Source organism: Aureimonas sp. OT7, from assembly GCF_014844055.1.
Classification (GTDB): Bacteria; Pseudomonadota; Alphaproteobacteria; order Rhizobiales; family Rhizobiaceae; genus Aureimonas; species Aureimonas altamirensis_A.
Genome location: NZ_CP062167.1, coordinates 335,785 through 354,989 on the forward strand (window position 1 = coordinate 335,785; position 19,205 = coordinate 354,989).

Annotated in this window: 15 protein-coding genes; 9 read left to right on the forward strand and 6 right to left on the reverse strand. The window is 65.7% G+C overall.

What is annotated here, in order from left to right; translation table 11 throughout:
• Positions 1-79 precede the first annotated feature (79 nt).
• The 7 genes from IGS74_RS01645 (at position 80) to IGS74_RS01675 (ending at position 6,814) form a co-directional block, all read left to right on the forward strand.
• A complete protein-coding gene (locus IGS74_RS01645) occupies positions 80-1,318 on the forward strand; it encodes an aminotransferase (RefSeq protein ID WP_192388825.1) in 1,239 nt (412 codons plus the stop codon).
• Positions 1,315-2,385, forward strand: coding sequence for an agmatinase (gene speB / locus IGS74_RS01650; RefSeq protein WP_192388827.1), 1,071 nt, complete (start codon positions 1,315-1,317; stop codon positions 2,383-2,385). Before IGS74_RS01645 ends, speB begins: the two co-directional genes overlap by 4 nt.
• Positions 2,382-3,464, forward strand: coding sequence for an extracellular solute-binding protein (locus IGS74_RS01655; protein WP_039194598.1), 1,083 nt, complete (start codon positions 2,382-2,384; stop codon positions 3,462-3,464). The genes speB and IGS74_RS01655 overlap by 4 nt, the downstream gene beginning before the upstream one ends.
• On the forward strand, positions 3,464-4,483 hold the full coding sequence (locus tag IGS74_RS01660) for an ABC transporter ATP-binding protein (RefSeq protein ID WP_192388829.1): 1,020 nt from the start codon (positions 3,464-3,466) through the stop codon (positions 4,481-4,483). The genes IGS74_RS01655 and IGS74_RS01660 overlap by 1 nt, the downstream gene beginning before the upstream one ends.
• Entirely contained in the window at positions 4,483-5,346 is an 864-nt protein-coding gene (locus IGS74_RS01665) for an ABC transporter permease (RefSeq protein WP_039194595.1), read from the forward strand. Before IGS74_RS01660 ends, IGS74_RS01665 begins: the two co-directional genes overlap by 1 nt.
• A 44-nt stretch (positions 5,347-5,390) precedes the next feature.
• On the forward strand, positions 5,391-6,143 hold the full coding sequence (locus tag IGS74_RS01670; RefSeq protein WP_246723222.1) for an ABC transporter permease: 753 nt from the start codon (positions 5,391-5,393) through the stop codon (positions 6,141-6,143).
• A gap of 74 nt (positions 6,144-6,217) precedes the next feature.
• On the forward strand, positions 6,218-6,814 hold the full coding sequence (locus IGS74_RS01675; RefSeq protein WP_192388833.1) for a hypothetical protein: 597 nt from the start codon (positions 6,218-6,220) through the stop codon (positions 6,812-6,814).
• On the opposite strand, the gene IGS74_RS01680 is transcribed toward IGS74_RS01675, so the two are convergent.
• Complete coding sequence (locus IGS74_RS01680; RefSeq protein ID WP_192391296.1) at positions 6,802-8,850, reverse strand: NAD(+) synthase; 2,049 nt, start codon at positions 8,848-8,850, stop codon at positions 6,802-6,804. The two genes, IGS74_RS01675 and IGS74_RS01680, sit on opposite strands and share 13 nt — an antisense overlap.
• A gap of 151 nt (positions 8,851-9,001) precedes the next feature.
• Between IGS74_RS01680 and IGS74_RS01685 the strand changes: the two genes are divergently transcribed.
• A complete protein-coding gene (locus tag IGS74_RS01685; protein WP_192388835.1) occupies positions 9,002-11,569 on the forward strand; it encodes a glucose/quinate/shikimate family membrane-bound PQQ-dependent dehydrogenase in 2,568 nt (855 codons plus the stop codon).
• Between the two features lie 15 nt (positions 11,570-11,584).
• Here IGS74_RS01685 and IGS74_RS01690 read toward each other — a convergent pair whose 3' ends face one another.
• Together IGS74_RS01690 and IGS74_RS01695 are read right to left on the reverse strand one after the other, a co-directional pair.
• Positions 11,585-12,751 (reverse strand): autotransporter outer membrane beta-barrel domain-containing protein, encoded by a 1,167-nt coding sequence (locus IGS74_RS01690; RefSeq protein WP_192388837.1) that lies wholly within the window; start codon positions 12,749-12,751, stop codon positions 11,585-11,587.
• 323 nt (positions 12,752-13,074) lie between these two features.
• Positions 13,075-14,679, reverse strand: coding sequence for a glucan biosynthesis protein D (locus IGS74_RS01695; RefSeq protein ID WP_192388839.1), 1,605 nt, complete (start codon positions 14,677-14,679; stop codon positions 13,075-13,077).
• 191 nt (positions 14,680-14,870) lie between these two features.
• Between IGS74_RS01695 and opgC the strand changes: the two genes are divergently transcribed.
• On the forward strand, positions 14,871-16,064 hold the full coding sequence (gene opgC / locus IGS74_RS01700) for an OpgC domain-containing protein (RefSeq protein WP_192388841.1): 1,194 nt from the start codon (positions 14,871-14,873) through the stop codon (positions 16,062-16,064).
• A 60-nt stretch (positions 16,065-16,124) separates the two neighbouring features.
• Here the strand turns inward: opgC and IGS74_RS01705 are convergent, their stop codons facing one another.
• The 3 genes from IGS74_RS01705 to doeA form a co-directional block, all read right to left on the reverse strand.
• Entirely contained in the window at positions 16,125-16,607 is a 483-nt protein-coding gene (locus IGS74_RS01705) for a DNA starvation/stationary phase protection protein (protein WP_039194590.1), read from the reverse strand.
• Positions 16,608-17,002: 395 nt separating this feature from the next.
• Positions 17,003-18,007, reverse strand: coding sequence for a N(2)-acetyl-L-2,4-diaminobutanoate deacetylase DoeB (gene doeB / locus IGS74_RS01710; protein ID WP_192388843.1), 1,005 nt, complete (start codon positions 18,005-18,007; stop codon positions 17,003-17,005).
• 3 nt (positions 18,008-18,010) lie between these two features.
• Positions 18,011-19,192, reverse strand: a complete 1,182-nt coding sequence (gene doeA, locus IGS74_RS01715; protein WP_192388845.1) for an ectoine hydrolase DoeA — start codon at positions 19,190-19,192, stop codon at positions 18,011-18,013.
• Between the last annotated feature and the right edge of the window lie 13 nt (positions 19,193-19,205).

Genomic DNA, 19,205 nt, shown 5'->3' on the forward strand with positions numbered 1-19,205 from the left:
GCCGGAGCACGCGCGTATCCTCTTTTCAGCGGTTGCGCCCCGGTATATGTGCACAACCAGAAAGCATAGGGACTCTGTGATGAAGCCGCAGGCATATCCCCGGGATGATCTGTCCGCCAGCGGGCCGGCAACGCCATCGCCCACGGTGGCGCGGGTTACGGTGCCGCCGATCCCCGAGGCGCAGGGCTGGCTTGCCGCTTACGATGGCAGCCATGGACCCGTCGTGGACATGAGCCAGGCCGTGCCCGGCTATGCACCTGCCGCTTTTTTCACGGAGCGTTTCGGCGAGGCGGCTGCCCGCGCCGACGATGCGCGCTACGGGCCCATCCTCGGCAATCCCACCCTGCGCGCGGCCTATGCGGAGCATGTCGGCACGCTCTATGGCGCCGACGTCGGGCCGGCCTCCACGGCCATCACGGCCGGTTGCAACCAGGCCTTCTTCACCGCTTCCATGGTGGTGGCCGGCGCGGGTGACTCCATCCTGCTTCCGACGCCCTGGTACTTCAACCACCAGATGACGCTGGCGATGCTCGGCATCGCTCCCACCCCCGTCGAGACGCAGGCCATGGATGGCTTCATCCCGACGGTCGAGGCCGTCGAGGCAGCCATCCTGCCGTCCAGCCGGGCGCTGGTCCTCGTTACGCCGAACAACCCGACAGGGGCCGTCTGCCCACCCGAGCGTATCGAAGCCCTGTTCGAGCTGTGCCGCCGTCGCGGCCTGTACCTGATCCTCGACGAGACCTACCGCGATTTCCTCAAGCCGGACGGCGGCGCGCCGCACGGTCTTTTCGGTCGTCCGGACTGGCAGGACACGCTGATCGCGCTGTACTCGTTCTCGAAATCCTACGCCATTCCCGGCCACCGGCTCGGAGCCATAACAGCGGGACCGGGCGTTCTGGCAGAGGCCGAAAAGGTTCTGGACTGCGTGCAGATCTGCCCGCCCCGTCCCAGCCAGGCGGCGCTTGCGCCCAGCATCGCAGGCACGGCCGAGTGGCGTGCCGGCAAATCACGGGAGATCCGGGACAGGGCCGGCACGTTCCGCAACGCCATGGCGGCGGCCAAGGGTTGGGATATCGTGCAGGCCGGCGCCTATTTCGCCTATGTGCGCCATCCATACGGCGGCAGGGATGCCCGCTCCGTCTCGCGGTTCCTGGCGCAGAGCCTGGGCCTTCTGACCTTGCCGGGCAGCTATTTCGGCCCCGGCCAGGACGGCTATCTGCGCATTGCATTCGCCAATGTCGACGATACCGGCATCGCCGCCTTCGCGGCACGCCTGGCGGCGCATGGCATGGACGGACCACTGGAGGGCGCGACATGAGCGCGAACGACTTGAAGCTGGACGATCTTCGGCAGCGTTTCGGCGGTGCCAACGAAAGCGTCATCCACGATCCGCATTTCGCGGCGATGGCGCGGCAGGTCATCGATGCCGGGGGCACCCGGCAGGCGCCCTATGCCGGCATGCCGACCCTTCTGGACGTGCCGTTCCGGCCGGTGGACTGGACCGGTCCCGACCTGACCGGGCTGGATGTCGCGATGATCGGCGTTCCGATGGATCTGGGCATCACCAACCGCAACGGTTGCCGCTTCGGCCCGCGCGCCATCCGCGCGATGGAGCGCGTCGGCCCGTACAACCACGTCCTGCGTACCATGCCGGCGCGCGAGCTGGCGGTTGCCGATGTGGGCGACATACCCTTCCGCTCGCGCTTCGACCTTGCGGGCTCGCACGAGGATATCGAGGCGACCATCGGCAAGATCGTTGCAGCGGGCGTCATCCCGCTGTCGGTCGGCGGCGATCACTCGATCTCGCTGCCGATCCTGCGCGCCATCGGCCGGGACCGCCCCGTGGGCATGATCCATATAGACGCGCATTGCGACACGTCCGGCCCCTTCGACAATTGCCGGTTCCACCATGGCGGGCCCTTCCGGCAGGCGGTCCTGGATGGCGTTCTGGACCCCGCGCGTACGATCCAGATCGGCATCCGGGGCGCGTCCGAATATCTGTGGGAGTTTTCCTACGCGTCGGGCATGAGCGTCATCCATGCCGAGGAGGTGCAGGCGCTGGGTACCGATGCCATCGTGCAAAGGGCGCGGGCGATCGCCGGCGAAGGGCCGGTCTACCTGTCCTTCGACATCGACAGCCTGGATCCCGCCTTCGCGCCGGGCACGGGCACGCCCGAGATCGGCGGCCTGACCACGCGCGAAGCGCAAGCGATCCTGCGCGGGCTGGCGGGCCTCGACTTTGTCGGCGGCGACGTCGTCGAAGTGGCGCCTCAGTACGATGCCACCACCAATACGGCCCATGCCGGCGCTCAGATGCTGTTCGAGATACTGAGCCTCATGCCCTTCACCCCGGCGCTCGCCGCCAAAAAGGAGACCATCGGATGACGAAGCCCTTTTCCCTGACGCGCCGCAGCCTGATGGCAGGCTCCGCGGCGGCGGCCGCCAGCCTTGCCATGCCCTCCATCGTGCGCGCTCAGGACCGCTCGCTGAAGGTCGGCGTCTATGGCGGGTACTTCAAGGATTCCTTCGACGAGCACATCTTCCCGGCATTCACCGAAGCCACCGGCATCGAGGTGGAATCGATCGCCGAGCCGACGGGCGAGGCCTGGCTGGTACAGCTGCAGCAGGCCGCGCGCGCCGGCATGGCGCCGGCCGACGTTTCGATGATGTCGCAGACGGCGCTGCGCAAGGGCATCGCAACGGAGCTCTGGACGCCGGTGGATACCGCCCGGATCGAGCGATTCAACGAGATTCTACCGCCCTTCGTCGCCGCTTATCCGGATGACCGGGTAGCCGGGGTGGGTGCCGTGTCGTGGTACATCACGCTCGTCTCCAACACGGAATCCTACCCGGAGGCCCCGGAAAGCTGGGCCTTCCTTTGGGACCCGTCGAACGAGGGCAAGCTCGGCCTGCTGGCGCTCGCATCCAACAGCTTCCTGCTCGAGGTGACGGCCAAGACCTTCTTCGGCGGCACCGACAAGCTCGCCACCGACGAGGGCGTCCTGGAGGTGATGCAGAAGCTGGCCGAGTTGAAGCCGAACGTGCAGCTTTGGTACCGCGACGAAGCTCAGTTCGAGCAGGCGCTGAAATCCGGCGAAATCCCGATGGGACAGTATTATCACGACGTCACCGGCCTTGCCGCCAAGGAAGGCTTCCCGGTCCGCTCGACGTTCCCGAAGGAGGGCGGCATCTCGGATTCGGGTTCCTGGGCCATTTCCAGCGCCTCGGAAAAGGTGGACGAAGCGCATGAATTCATGAACTTCACCACCACGCCGGAGATACAGGCGCTCATGGCGCGGCAGATCGGCACCGCCCCGATCATCCGCCGCGAGCTTCTGGACCTGACCGACGAGGAGTTCAACGCGGTGTCGTCGACCATCGACCCGATCGTCCCGCGCTACGAGCTCTATGTCGACAAGGCAGACTGGGTGAACCAGAAGTGGACGGAACTGATCGTAAGCTGATGAGCGGCCTTGTCATCACCAACCTGACGCGCCGCTACGACAGCGTCACCGCAGTCGACGGCGTGGACCTGACGGTCGAGCCGGGCAGCTTCGTCTGCCTGCTCGGCCCTTCGGGCTGCGGCAAGACGACGCTCCTGCGCATGATCGCCGGCCTGGAGACGCCCAGCGAAGGCGCCATCGTCTTCGATGGGCGGGACATGACCCGCCTGCCCGTCCACCAGCGCGACATCGGCATGGTGTTCCAGTCACTCGCCTTGTTCCCGCATCTGTCGGTTGGCGACAACATCGCCTATCCGCTGGCCATCCGCGGCGTCGGCAGGGCCGACCGGGACCGGCGCGTGGCCGAGCTTCTGGATCTCGTCCGGTTGCCGGGCGTCGCCGGCCGGGCGATCACGCAGCTTTCGGGCGGGCAGCGCCAGCGCGTCGCCATCGCCCGCGCGCTTGCCGTCTCGCCGCGCCTGTTCCTGCTGGACGAACCGCTTTCGGCACTCGATGCCAAGCTTCGCGAGGCGATGCAGGTCGAGCTTCGGCAACTCCAGCAGCGGCTGGGCATCACCACCATCGTCGTGACCCACGACCAGCGCGAAGCGATGACCATGGCCGACCGCATCGTGGTGATGCAGGCGGGCCGGGTGCAGCAGGCGGCCCCGCCGGTAGAGGTCTATCGCCACCCCGCCACGCCCTTCGTCGCGGACTTCATCGGACAGACGAACATCGTCACCGTGGAAAGCGGTCCCGGTGGCGCCCGCATGCTGGGCATCGACGTCGGCCAGCGCGCGGCGGGCACCGCCTCCATCCGGCCGGAAGACATCCTCCTGCATGCCGAAGGCCAGGGGCAGGTTGCCGCGACGGTGGACTTCGTCCGCGACATCGGCTCCAGCGTGGAAATCCACCTGACCGCCGCAGGGCAACGCGTCGTGGCGCTCGCCCCCGCCGGCTTTCACCCCTCGGTGGGTGACACGATCTCGCTCGGCGTGCGGCCGGACAGCCCCACCTTCTTCCCGGCGGCAGGCGCCTGATGCGGGCAGGCGCCGCCGGCAGCGGTCCGCTGCGCGACAACCTTCCGCTGATTTTTCCGGCGGCGATGCTGATCGCCTTCTTCATCGTGCCCTTCGCCACGATGATCTCCGTCTCGCTGTTCGAGCGTGCACAGGGCGGCTTCTACGAGCCCAGCCTGACGCTGGAGCATTACCAGCGCTTCTTCACCCTGTTCTTCGGACGCATTCTCGCGTTCTCGCTGGGCCTTTCCGCGCTTGTCGCCGCCCTGAGCATCGCCATCGGCGTTCCCTTCACACGGGCGCTGACGCGCCTCCCGCGCCGGAGGCAGGTGCCGTGGCTCGTTGCGCTGCTGGCCGTGCTGTCGCTATCGGAAGTCATTATCGGCTTCGCCTGGTCGACGCTCCTGTCGCGAACGGCCGGCATCTCCAACCTGTTCGTGTTCCTGGGCCTGGCCGATACGCCCACGGCCTATTCGCCCGGTTTCGTCGCGGTGCTGCTCGGCATGACGTATCAGGCATTTCCCTACGCCGTCCTGGTTCTCTATCCCGCCTTCTCGCGGCTCGACCCATCGCTCGCCGAATCGGCGCAGACCATGGGGGCGACGCCCGTACGCGCCTTCCTGACGGTCGTGCTTCCCGCCCTGCGGCCCGCCATCGTCGCCACCTTCATCCTCATCTTCGTCTTCGCGCTGGGCAGTTACCTGCTGCCGCAGCTCCTTGGGCGTCCCCAGCACTGGACGCTGTCGGTCTTCATCACCGACCAGGCGATCTACCAGTCCAACATGCCCTTCGCGGCGGCGATGGCCGTCTTCCTCGTCATAACCAGCATCGCCCTCGTCTCGCTGACGGCGGCCATCGGGCGCGGACGCGGGGTCGCCAGATGAGGGGCTTGGCCAATCGCCTGCTGTTCATCGCCGTCGGCCTGTTCATGGCGGCGCCCCTCGTCGTCATTGCCGGCGTGTCGTTGAACGAAAAGCGCACGCTGACCTTTCCACCGCAGGGCCTGTCGCTGCGCTGGTATGGCGACATCTTCACCGACGATGGCTGGCGCGCGGCGCTGACGGCCTCCGTCACCGTTGCGGCGCTGGCCGCGGCGTTGAGTGTGCTGATCGCGCTTCCCATCGCCTACGCCCTCTGGCGTCGCACCACGCGCCTAGGCCGCCTGATACAACTACTGGGTGTTTCGCCCTTCGTGCTGCCACCCGTCATCACCGCACTCGGCGCCCTGTCCTTCTGGATCACGGCCGGCTTCTACGGCCGGCACTTCACGGTGGTGATCAGCCACGCAATCTTCTTCACCTCGCTGCCGCTCGTCACGCTGACGCTCGGCTTTGCGACGATCGACAAGGAGATGGTGGAGGCATCGAGATCCATGGGGGCGAACGAGCGCACCGTCCTGTCCACCATCGTGCTGCCGATGATCGCGCCGTATCTGATCTCAGGCTTCGCCTTCGCCTTCGTCCTGTCGCTCAACGAATACATCGTCGCCTACATGACCGTCGGTTTCACGCTCGAGACGATCCCGATCAAGATCTTCAACGCGCTGCGCTACGGTTATACGCCCGTCATGGCCAGCGTGACGGTGTTCTTCGTGCTGATCGCCGTCGCCGTTTACAGCGCTGTTGCACGCTTCGGAGACCTGCCGCGGCTTCTGGGCGCATGGAAGTCGAACGAGCGCTGACCGCCTTGCCTTGAAATGATCCCGATTGCGCGGTTCATGCAACCACAGGGACGCGTGGAATACAGGCTGATGACATGTCGCAAGCTGCCGATGGGCTGAGTTCCCTCATCGAATCGCCACTGACTTCCCTGATGCTCAACATCATCGGCGCGCTTGCCGGCGCAGCGCTCGTGTCGCTCGCCATCAAGACGCTGGCCCGTACGGTGTCGTCCTTCGCCTGGATCAAGGCGAACCGCGAGATCGCCAAGGGCGCCAGTCTTGCCGCGCGGCTGCGCGAACGCGATCCGACGCGCATGCAGATCGCGCTGATCGTGCAGCAATTCTCGGTCTATATCGTCCTGTCGCTTCTCATGATCGGCGCAGCCGTCGCCTGCCTCGCCTCGCAGGGCAGCCGTTTCGACGCCTGGTTTCCGCTGTGCATCGGGCTGATCGCGCTTCTGTTCCAGAAGACGCACGAGGATTACGCGCGCAGTTCCGATCTTTTGCAGATGAAGCATCCGGGCATCGCCCCAATCGAGGCGCGCGTCCATGTTTTCTATCTGGCGTTGACGCCGGAGCAGAAGCACCAGATGGACCATCGCCTCAGCGATCTGCGGGCGAGTTTCGCCAGCCTGCGCACCGGCGGCGCTGCCAACGGCCGGAAGAACTCCCCCGGCGCTCAGCCGGCCTGATCGAGGGCGGCGCGCAACTCGGCAATGAAGGCCGTTGCCTTTGCATCGGAAGGCGCGCGCCAGTCCCCGCGTGGTGACAGGGCGCCGCTGGACGACACTTTCGGCCCGTTCGGCATCGCCGTCCGCTTGAACTGGCTTGTCTGGAAAAAGCGGAGCAGGAAACTTTCGAGCCACCGGGCGATGGTCGGCAGATCGTAAGCGCGCCGCGCCTCGGCCGGGAAATTGGCCGGCCATTGCCCGGCCTCGGCATCGCCCCAGGCCTCGAGCGCCAGAAACGCGACCTTCGACGGAGCCTGCCCGCAGCGCATGATATGGTACAGGAAGAAATCGTGCAGCGCGTAGGGCCCGATCCGGTCCTCCGTGCTCTGCATGCGCCCCGCCGCATCCGCCGGCACCAGCTCGGGCGAAATCTCGGTATCGAGAATATCCGCCAGCACGGCATCGGCCTCCGCGTCGAACTGGCCGCTGGCGATGCACCAGCGGATCAGATGCTGGATCAGCGTCTTGGGGACGCCGGGATTGACGGCGTAATGGCTCATCTGGTCGCCGACGCCATAGGTGCTCCACCCGAGCGCGATTTCCGACAGGTCGCCCGTGCCGATCACGAAGCCGCGGCGCTGGTTGGCGAGGCGGAACAGATAATCCGTCCGCAGGCCCGCCTGGACATTTTCGAACGTCACGTCATAGGCCGGCTCGCCGGCGGCGAACGGGTGGCCCATATCGGCCAGCATCTGCCGCGCGGCCGGGCGGATGTCGATCTCTTCACCGGTCACGCCGAGAGCCTGCATCAGCCGCCACGCATTGGCCTTGGTGGCCTCGCCCGTCGCAAAACCGGGCATGGTGAAGCCCAGGATCCGCTCGCGCGGCAGGCCCATCCGGTCGCAGGCCTTGGCCGCGACGATCAGCGCATGGGTGGAGTCCAGCCCGCCCGACACGCCGATCACCATGGTGTCGCCCTGTGTCGATTCGAAACGCCGGATCAGCCCGTGCACCTGGATATTGAAGGCCTCGTAGCAATCCTGGTCGAGCTGTTCCGGCCGGTTGGGAACAAAGGGAAAGCGGCGGATGGCGCGCTTGAGCGCCATCCTTCGCCCGTGCGGCGCATGGGCGAAGGCGACGCGCCTGAACGCAATCTCCGGATCGCCCGCTGCCCGGACCGCATCGTTGAACGTGCCGTTGCGCAGGCGTTCCTGGCGGATGCGAGCAAGATCGACATCGGCCAGCACGAGGCTCCCTTCCAGGGAGAACCGCTCCGATTCCGCCAGGAGATCGCCGAGTTCGTGCACCATGCCCTGCCCGTCCCAGGCGACATCGTTGGTGCTTTCGCCAGCGCCCGCCGCCGCGTAGACATAGGCGGCCATGCACCGCATGGACTGCGATGCCGCCAGAAGATGCCGCTCGGCCGACTTGCCCACCGTGATGTTCGAGGCCGACAGGTTGCAAAGCACGTTTGCGCCCGCAAGCGCGCCCACGGTGGATGGCGGCGTGGGTGCCCAGTAATCCTCGCAGATCTCGACATGGAAGACGAAGTCGGCAAGATCGGTGGCGGCGAAAAGAAGGTCCGGCCCGAAGGGCACGTCCTGCCCGGCCAGTTCGACGGACAGTCCGGCAAGGCCGATGCCGGGCGCGAACCAGCGCTTTTCGTAATATTCCCGGTAATTGGGAAGGTAGGATTTCGGCACGACGCCGAGGATACGCCCACGCGAGATCACCACCGCGCAATTGTAGAGACGGCCATTGCGGCGCAACGGTGCGCCGACCAGGAGCACGGGTGACAGGTCTTGTGTGCCCTCAACCACCGCGGCAACGGCGTCCTCGACGGCGTTCAGCAAGCCGTCCTGCATGTGCAGGTCGTCGATCGAATAGCCGGAAAGCCCGAGTTCGGGGAAAACGACGAGGTCGGCGCCTTCATCGGCGGCCTTGCTGGCAAGCTGCAGGGTCGAGCGGGCATTTACCAGCGGATCGGCCAGCGCCACGCGCGGCGTCGCCGCCCCGACCCGTACGAAGCCGTGCCTGTGGAATGCGCCGAAGGGCATGGTGCTTGACTGCGGCGACACGCAGGAACCTCGCTGTGCGGACATCGGTGTCCGAGATCTAGAGCATCCACCCATGCTGTGGAAGCGCCTGGCGCACTTGACCTCTCTCGCAGATGCGACATGTCCGCATCCTGACTTCGAGGGGAACACGATGGCAGCCATCCGTACAAGCAGGACCACGACTTTCGCAGCCGCCATCGCAGGGCTTATCGGCCTCGCCCTTGCAGTCGGCGGCATCTGGCTGATCGCGGTCGGCGGATCCTGGTATTACCTTGCGCTCGCCATTGGCTTCCTCTTGACCGCGATCCTGCTGCACCGCCGCCAGCCGGGGGCGCTCGCCGTGTACGCCCTCATCGTCATGGGAACGCTTGTCTGGGCGCTCTGGGAGGTCGGACTGGACTGGTGGCCGCTGGCGGCGCGGGGCGGCCTGATCGTGGTGCTCGGCTTCCTGCTGCTGCTTCCCCCCATTACAAGGCGCCTCGGGCTGCAGACCCTGCCGCAGGCGCTGGACGGCGTACCGGGGCACGCCTCCGCGTTCCGTGGCAATGGCCTGGCGCTCAGCCTGTCGCTGGGCGTCGCACTGGTGGCCGCCGTCGCCTCCTGGTTCACCGACCGGCACAGCGTAGTCGGCGAAGTGGGCGGCGCCGTGGCGCAGGCCCCCGACGACCTTGGCGTCCCGCCGGGCGAATGGCATTCCTATGGCCGCACCAAGCAGGGGCAGCGCTATTCCCCGCTGACCGATATCACGCCGGAAAACGTCTCCGACCTGGCAGTGGCCTGGCATTACAAGACGGGCGACATCAGCGAACCGGGCGATCCGGAGGAAACCACCTTCCAGGTGACGCCCCTGAAGATCGGGGAAAGGCTGTATCTCTGCACGCCGCATCAATCGGTCATCGCGCTGAACGCAACCACGGGCGACGAAATCTGGCGCTACGATCCGCAGATCCGCGGCGAACTGGCGCTCCAGCATCTTACCTGCCGTGGCCTGTCCTATCAGCCGCCGTCCGGTACGCCCGCCGGAGCGGCGGCCGCACAGCAGCCGGCCCAGACGCCCCTGCCGGCGCAAGCCGTACAGACCCTGCACCCGCAGGGCGAGGCCGCGGACGAGGGCGCCACGCGTGCGCCGGTCGACGGCGCGACGGCCGAGCGGCCCTTGCCGGACCTGCCGGTGGCGATAGACGGGCAAGTCCCCGCCTCGGCCTGCGATGCCAAGCTGTTCATGCCGACAGCGGATGGCCGGGTCATTGCCGTCAACCCCGAGGACGGCTCCGTCTGCTCCAACTTCGGAGGCGGCGACGGCCAGATCGACCTGTGGCGCAACATGCCGAACGTCAATCCGGGCTCCTACTACTCTACATCGCCCGTCATCGTGGCAGGGGACAGGATCATCGTCGGCGGCACCGTCCTCGACAACGTGTCGACGACGGAGCCTTCCGGCGTCATCCGCGCCTTTGACATCGCCAGCGGCGAGCTCCTCTGGAACTGGGACAGCGGCAACCCGGACGACACCGGGCCGCTTTCGCCCGGCCAGACCTATACGCCGAACTCGCCCAATAGCTGGTCCATCTCCAGCCTCGACGAGGAACTCGGCCTCGTCTACGTGCCGCTCGGCAACCAGCCGCCGGACCAGTGGGGCGGCAATCGCAGCGAATCGGTGGAGAGATACTCGTCCTCCGTCGTGGCGCTCGACGTCGCCACCGGCGCGGTACGCTGGGTGTTCCAGACCGTGCATCATGACTTGTGGGATTATGACGTCCCTTCGCAACCGACCCTGGTTGACATTGCGGTGGACGGCACCCTCGTGCCCGCCCTCGTGCAGCCCACCAAGCAGGGAGAAATCTTCGTGCTCGACCGGCGCACCGGCGAGCCGATCCTGCCGGTGACGGAACGGCCGGCACCGCAGGGTGCCTCCGAGGGCGATTTCACCGCGCCGACGCAGCCGGTCTCGGCCATGTCCTTCGATCCGCCGCCGCTGACCGAAAAGGACATGTGGGGCGCAACGCCCTTCGACCAGCTCCTCTGCCGCATCGCCTTCCATAAGCTGCGCTATGAAGGCCGCTTCACGCCGCCTTCGGAACAGGGGACGCTGGTCTATCCGGGCAATTTCGGCGTGTTCAACTGGGGCAGCATCGCGGTCGACCCGGTTCGCCAGGTGGTCTTCGCCACGCCCGCCTATCTGGCATTCACCTCGCAGCTGTTCCGCCGCCAGGACGATACGTCCCTGGTCGTCAACGCGCAGCCGCCCGCTGGCGCCTTGCCGGCCTTGAACGAGAATTTCGGCGGCCCCTTCGCCGTGCAGATGGGTCCCTTCCTGTCGAAGCTCGGCATTCCGTGCCAGTCGCCGCCCTGGGGTTACGTCGCCGCAGCCGACCTGCGCACCGGCAAGGTGATCTGGCAGCACAAGAACGGTACGGTCCGCGATGCCTCGCCCGTTCCGCTGCCGCTGCGTCTCGGCGTGCCGAGCCTTGGTGGTCCGATGGTGACTGCGGGCGGCGTGGCGTTCCTGTCCGGCACGATCGACGACTATATCCGCGCCTATGATTTGACGACCGGCGCCGAGATCTGGAAGGACAGGCTGCCGGCGGGCGGTCAGGCAACGCCGATGACCTACACCGGCGCCGACGGCCGGCAGTATCTTCTGGTGGTTGCCGGCGGCCACGGCTCGCTCGGCACCAGGCGCGGGGACGACGTGATCGCCTATGCCCTGCCCCGTTAAGGGGCAGGCAACGACTTAGAACGAATGGCCGATCCGGAAGCTGATCGTCTCGTCCCGTCCATCGTTGTTGAGGACATTGCGGTACTCCAGCCCGGCCGACCATTCGTCGCCGAATTCGGCCTTGATGCCGGGCGCAACCGTCAGCTGCTCGCGGCCGATACCCGCCGATGCGAAGTCCGGCAGGCTCAACCCTCCCCCGGCCATCGGGGAAACCCGGCTGGCACCGGAAACCTCGTGCGTCAGTTCGGCACGCGCGCCCGGCTTGATGACGAGTTTGGGCAACTCGATCCTGTATTCGCCACGCACCGCCAGAATGGCCAGCACGCTGTCGACCGTCTGCTCGCCGAGCGTCACGTCGGTTTCGCCGATCCGCTGGTGCATCGGGTCGAACCGGGTGTGCGACACTTCGAACCGTCCATAGGGCGACAGCAGGAACCCGTCATCGCGCAGCTCGTAGCCGGCCGATATGGAGCCGAAGCCTTGCGCGGCAGCGCGCGAGCCATAGTCGAGGACGTCCGCCTGCACGGCGTAACGGGCATTGGAAAAATCCAGCCACGAGCCGCCGGCCGCCACGTCGACGAAGGTGGACGAGGTTGGATTGTAGCTGCCGTACAGGGCGGCGCCGAGCCCCAGACCCCGCGCGCGCGTTCCGAACGATCCCGCTTCGCCGATCGCGCGGTCGAAGCTCAGGCCCATTCCCAGCCTTGCCTGTTTCGACAGTTCCGCATCGAAGCCCGAGGCGATCCCGACGCTGGTCCTGTCCAGATCGATCATGCCGTTGGTGCGTCGTCCGAAATCGACGGAGCCCGCGGACCACAGCGCATGCCCCTCATCGGTGAAACGGCGCCGGGCCTGCATTTCGTCGGGCCGGTCCCCGCGCCAGGGTGTCTCGTCGACACGGTAGGCTGCCGGCAACTCCGATTCCAGTTCGCGCCACTCGCGCTCGAGCGCGGTTTCCTCGGCCGGTCCATCCGACGCGCCGATCCGGATGGAATATCCGCTCGTCTGGCGGTCGGTGGCATCGCGCAGGACTTCCATGCGCTCATGCAGCCGCCGCGACTGCACGCGCGCAAAACGGCGGCCGATGTCCACCTGTGCGCCGACAAGCCCGGAAATTTCCTTCTGGTCGCTCGTCTCCTGGGCACGCGCCGGCACGGCCGGCGCCGCCATGAGAAAACCCATGGACAGGATCGTTGCCAGAAACGGGCGCGTACGCGAGACGGCCCGCAAACGTGCAGTCTGCGTTGGCAAAGCTCACATCACTCATCAGTGGTTGATGAGGCGAACATGGCCGCGCTTTTGCTGCAGCGCAAATCACAATGATCAGAAAGAGGCTCGCAGGGCTGCTGCGTTGCAAAAAGTCAACAAATCCGGCCACAGTTGGGACAACATACTTAAGAATGTCCTAACGTTGCTGAATATCTGTGCGACTGCGGCCCTGCTGCGTGCAGAAACGACAAGGGGCGGCAGCGCCGCCCCTCCTGTTCATCTCCGTCCTTGGGCGATCAGCCAAGCGATACGAGATTGCGCCGGTCGAACTGGTAAAGCCACGTCTCCGTCAGCGGCTTGCCGTTCAGCGCCATGAACATGCGCAATTCCGCGATCTTGTCGGGCTCGATCTCGAGATCGAAGGTCGCGCGCCAGACATTGCCGTTGGGCACCGGTTCGGCGAACGGACGGACGACGGTGCCGCTGGAGGTGGTGACACTGACGTCCGGGAAGACACCGTAGGGAATCTGGGTCATGACGGCGGGACGGTCGAACTCGACCGCGAACTTGAAGACGTTGTCCGGCCGGGGCTTGCCCGGCTCACCGCCGCGGCCGATACGCGTCGCGATGGTCTGGGCGACATTCTCGGCCGGGTGCGGCTCGTTGTCCTTCCAGAACAGGCGGTAATGAAGCTTGTACTCCGAACCCTTCGTCGCCGGCGCGTCCGGAACCCAGAACGCCCCGACATTGTCGTGGATCTCGTCGTCGGTGGGAATCTCCAGCAGTTCGACCCGCCCGGCGCCCAGCGGCTCGACCGGCTCCACCCACAGGCTTGGACGCCGGTCGTACATGACGCCGTCCTGGTAGTGGTCGAAATTCCGGTCCCGCTGCAGAAGGCCGTAGCCGCGCGGATCGGTGTCGCTGAAGGACGATACCGTGGTGAAGGGCGGATTGTTGAGCGGCCGCCAGAGGCGCTCCCCATTGCTCATCCACAAGGCGAGACCGTCCGAATCGTGCACTTCGGGCCGCCAGTCGTTGAGGCGCTCGCGTCCGTATTCACCATACCAGAACATGGATGTCAGCGGCATCAGCCCGAGACGCTGGATGTCCTCGCGCAGGAAAAGCGCCGCCTCCACATCCATCTCGACGCCCTGCCGCCGATCGAGGCCGCGCGTCAGGTAGAAGCGGAAGGCGCCGGTGATGCTGGGCCCGTTGAGGAAGGCGCAGACCACGACAGGCTGCGCCGGATCCTGCGCCTCGTCGATGTAGAACTCGGTGAAATCGGGGAATTCCTCGTTCACGCCGGGCACGGCGGCGTTGATGACGACGCCCCGCGCCGACAGGCCATACTGGCCCGAAGCACCGATGGCGCGGAAGTAGGAGGCACCCAGGAACGCCACCCAGTCCTGCGTGCGCCAGTCTTCGGCGCCGTTCCACTCCTGCAGGCGGAAGCCGGCAAAGCCTGAATCGGCGGGCAAATCGTGCGCCGGGGAATCGGCGGGCATCTCGAACAGGTCGGGCGAGTATTTGAACTCCCGCGCCTGGCCGTTGACGACGACGTGCATGGCCACCGCCTTGCCGAAGAACTGGCCGAGGTGGAAGAACGTGGCCGGGTAGGCGCCGTCACTGCCGGCAAACGGCGCGTCCGACGTCTTGAACTTCAGCTTGCCATGCTGCTCGTAGTCGATCTTCTGGACGACTTCCGGGTCCGGCCGGTACGGCGGCTCATAGGGTTTGGTCGCGGAATCGCGCGCTCGTTCCACGAGTTTTTCATAGGAGAACTCGAACGGCTCTCCCATGACGGCCGCCGCGGCGGCGGGGCGCAGGGCGCCGGACGCCGCCGCGAGGGCAGCGAGTGCGGCGGAAGAATAGAGGAAATTCCGTCGGTTCAGCTTTGCCATCGGTTCCATCGGTTGTTGCGTGTGCACACTCTTGTCATGCGACGTTACGCCGCCATCCGGCAAGTCAGGAAGCGGCCAATCAGGGCACGATGATGGCCGACATCCCTCGAATTTCAAGTTGGAGGCCCTAATTCCGGCACTTGGCCGCGCTTGGATGCGCAACCCTGGATTGAAATTGGCTTGGAAGAGACATGAACAGGCTCGGGTTCATCGACGGGTTACGAGGCTATTTCCTCGTTTTCATGATGATCAACCATCTCAACTTCACGGGCGGGTACTGGCTGGTCAAACTCAACCACAACCAGCTCGCCTTCGTTGAGGATGCACAGGGATTCATTTTCCTTTCGGGTCTGCTCGTCGGCCTTGTCTACGCCCGGAAGATGCTGAAGGGCGGTTTCATGGCTGGCGCTCAGGCAGTCTGGAAGCGGGCCCGGCAGTTGTATGTCTACGTTCTCGTTGCCCTGGCGATCCTGCTCGTGGCGGCCGCCACGCTTCCGCAGGCGGCACAGTTGTGGGCTCCCTGGATGGGCGATCTGTCGATCACCGATCCGGTACGGGTAATCTCGGCCATGCTGATGATCTACCAGCCGACCTATATGGACATCCTGCCCCAGTACATCGTGTACATGCTCGTTTCGCCGTTCGCGCTCTGGCTGTGCCTTCACAAGCGCTGGGGTGTCGTCGCCCTCGTATCGTTCATCGCATGGCTGGTCGCGCAGCTGGGCCTGCATACCGTGCTGACCGGGCCCCTCGACCGCGCGTTGGCCGGCGACGGCCCGGTCGGCATCCGGGCGCATTTCAACGTCCTGGCATGGCAGGTCGTGTTTTTTTCCGGGGTTGTCATGGGCGCGATGACGGCTCAGAAGAAGATCGCCTGGGATCGCATCTTCCGCCCCGATCGCAGTATCCTGCCCGTCGCGGCCCTTGTGATCTGCCTGTTCTTCCTGCCCCTGCGCGTCGCCACCGGCTACGGACTGATGTCGGAAGAACTGCTGCACAGCTTCATGCCCTTCGAGGTCCGCGCGACCTTCGGCCTTGTCTATCTGGCAAACTTCGTCGCCGCCGGCGTCGGCGTCGCCTGGCTGGCGATTGCCGGGCCCAGGCATCGCAATGCCACGGTGCGGTGGATCGCGAATGCCCTGCATTATGTGATGACGCTGTCCTTCCTGCGCCTGATCGGCCGACATTCGCTGCAGGTCTATGCCTGGCACATCATCATCGTCTACGGCCTGATCTATGTGGATCTGCGCACGCCCGAATTCAGCGAGGTCACGAAGACGCTCATCGCCATCTTCGGCATCTCGCTCCTGGCTATACCGGCGATGTGGCGCGAGCGCGGCTCGTCGGATGACGGGCCTACGCCGACAGCCCCCATCGCACGCTGAGCCATAAAAAAGGGGCGTCCCGGCAGGACGCCCCTTGAATGCGAAGACGGGTGGCGCGGCTCAGGCCGCGGTCGACTTCAGATGGGCCCGAAGCATCCAGGCGAACTTGTCGTGAACCTCGATACGGCCGGTCGCCATATCGTTCGTGGCCCAGTCGCCATGTTGCTCGGCAACCTGCGCCAGGGCGGACAGGGTGGAAGACAGGGTCTCCTGGTCGGCCAGAAGCAGTTCCACCATGGTCTTGGCGTCCGTGTGGCCGTCATGCTCGACGATTGCGCTGCGGTCCAGATAGACCGAGTAGCGCCCTTCGGCATGGGCGTCGAAGGCCTTGATGCGCTCGGCCAGAAGGTCCTGCGCCTCGAAATGGTCCTCGTAGATTTCCTGGAAAAGCGCGTGCAGCGGCCCGAAGGACCAGCCCGTGACATTCCAGTGGAAGTTCTGCGCCTTCAGCGTTTCGATTGCCGTCTCAGCCAGCGCCTGGGTCAGGCCGTTGACGATTTCTTCCTTGGCATTCGGTTCGATCTTTGCGGCGATCAGGCCCATTGTCGTAACTCCGATCCGGCCGGTCATCGACGCTCGCGCATGACCCGGCGCTCCTGTAATTCTGGAACGATTACAAGGTAGCTTCGTCCGCTTCCTCTTTCAACCCCTTCTTAGAACTTTTCTAAACTAGGTCGCGGTCACCGTCATCGCACGCCGGTTCGCCGAAATGGCCACGCCGGATCGAGTCCAGGCCAAGCCAGTAATCGGCTGCCCGGATACGCGAGGCAAACCCGGCCAGCGCCACTGCGGCGCTGATCGGAACGAGTACGGAAAGTATTGCGGTCGGAGACAATGCGATCATCGGTGCCCTCTTCGCCGTGTCCATCCATCTGTAAAGTGGATAAACACTTTCATGTTTTTGGCAAGAGGATTCCGGATCGTGTTGGCCTGCAGGGTCAGACGGTGCCGACGACGGCGGCGCAGTCTCCTGCTTTCACGAGGCCCGGAAAATGTCGTGCCGCGAGGATGCCGGAAAGGCCGGCACGCAGGTCCACGACGTCCGCCCCCGTACGGTCCACCCTGTGGATGCGAGCCACGACGTCGCCCTGCTCCACCGGCATTCCCAGATCGACGAGCGGTTCCATCAGCCCGTCATGCTCGGCGAAGGTGAAACAGTCGCCGGAGGGCATGTCGAGCCAGCGCGTCGGCGCCGGCTCCGGTTCGCCGGACAGGATGCCGGCATGCCGCAGCACATTGGCGGCACCGCGCCGGGCGATTCCCACCGTGTTCGCGGTCGACGTGCCGCCACCGCCGAGTTCGGTGGTCACGAAAATCTTGCCCTGCTCCTCTGCCGCGGTGTCGTACATGCCGACGGCGTCGATCTCGAGCATCTTCATGGAATAGGGCGCGCCGAAAGCCGCCACGGCGGCGAAGCTGGCCGCCTCCTGCCCCTTGTCGGGCAGGATGTGAGCAGCCGCGAAGGGCACGAAATCCAAGGTCCGGCCGCCGGAATGGAAATCCAGGACGATATCGGCCATCGGCAGTAGATGACGCTGGAAGAAGTCGGCGATCTTCTGAGTCACCGTGCCGTCCGGCCTGCCGGGAAAGGTTCGGTTGAGGTTGCCCCTGTCGATGGGAGAGGTCCGCGTGCCGGCACGAAAGGCCGGATAGTTCATCGCCGGCACGATGATGACCCGGCCGGACACTTCTTCGGGCCGCAGGCGACGGGCCAGGTCGAACAGGGCGATGGGCCCCTCGTACTCGTCGCCGTGGTTTCCACCGGTCAGGAGCGCGGTCGGCCCCTCGCCGCTGGCCACGACGGTAATGGGGATCATGACCGATCCCCAGGCGGAATCGTCACGGCTGTACGGCAGGCGCAGGAAACCGTGCCGCACCCCCGGTGCGGCAAGGTCGATGGTCGGCACGACGGGCGATGGAGGCAGGTCTGGCGTCATCAGCATGGCCTAGTCCTTGATGAAGAGCTGACGGGGCACGTCCGCCAGGATCTCCACGCCCGTATCCGTGATGGCGATGGATTCGGTGATTTCCAGCCCCATGTCCTCCAGCCACAGGCCGGTCATGAAATGGAAGGTCATGCCCGGCTGGAGCACCGTCTTGTCGCCGGGGCGAAGGCTCATGGTGCGCTCGCCCCAATCCGGCGGATAGGACAGGCCGATCGGATAGCCGGTGCGATTGCCCTTGACGATTCCGTACTTGCGCAGCACCGCATAGAACGCGTTGGCGATATCCTCGCAGGTGTTGCCGGGCCTCGCCGCCGCAAGGCCCGCCTCCATGCCTTCCAGCGTCGCCTTTTCCGCATCCAGGAAGGCCTGCGTCGGCTTGCCGAGGAAGACCGTGCGCGAGAGCGGGCAGTGATAGCGCTTGTAGCAGCCGGCGATCTCGAAGAAGGTGCCCTCCCCGGTCCGCATCGGCCTGTCGTCCCATGTCAGATGCGGCGCGGAGGCATCCGCCCCCGAAGGCAGCAGCGGCACGATGGCCGGATAATCGCCGCCGAAGCCGTCGATGCCACGGGTGCCCGCATCGTAGATCTCGGCCACAAGGTCGCATTTGCGCATCCCGGGTTCGATCGTATCGACGATCCGCTTGTGCATGGCGCCGACGATCTTCGCCGCGATGCGCATGTAGTCGAGTTCCTGCGGACTCTTGACCGCGCGCTGCCAGTTGACGAGCCCCGTCGCATCCACGAAGCGCGCGTCCGGCAGATGCGCGCGCAGCGAGGCGTAGGCCGCGGCGGAAAACCAGTAATTGTCCATCTCGACGCCGACCGTCAGGCCGTCCCAGCCGCGTTCCCGCAGCACCTCGGACAGGTAGTCCATCGGATGCCGCTCGGTGGACTGCACGTAATGGTCGGCGTAGCCGACGATATTGTCGTGCGACAGGTATGCCGTGCGCTTTGCGCCATTCGCGTCCTGGCCGCGCCCGTACCAGACGGGCTCGCCCTCGGGCGGCACGATGACGCCCTGGTGCACGTAGAAGGACCAGCCGTCATAGCCGGTCAGCCACGCCATGTTGGACGGGTCCGACACGTAGAGAAGGTCGATGCCCTTGGCCGCCATGGCCTTGCGCGTCTTCTGGAGACGGCTGGCATATTCGGCGCGGGTAAAATTGAGCTGCGGCTCTGTCATGGTGCACCCTGAG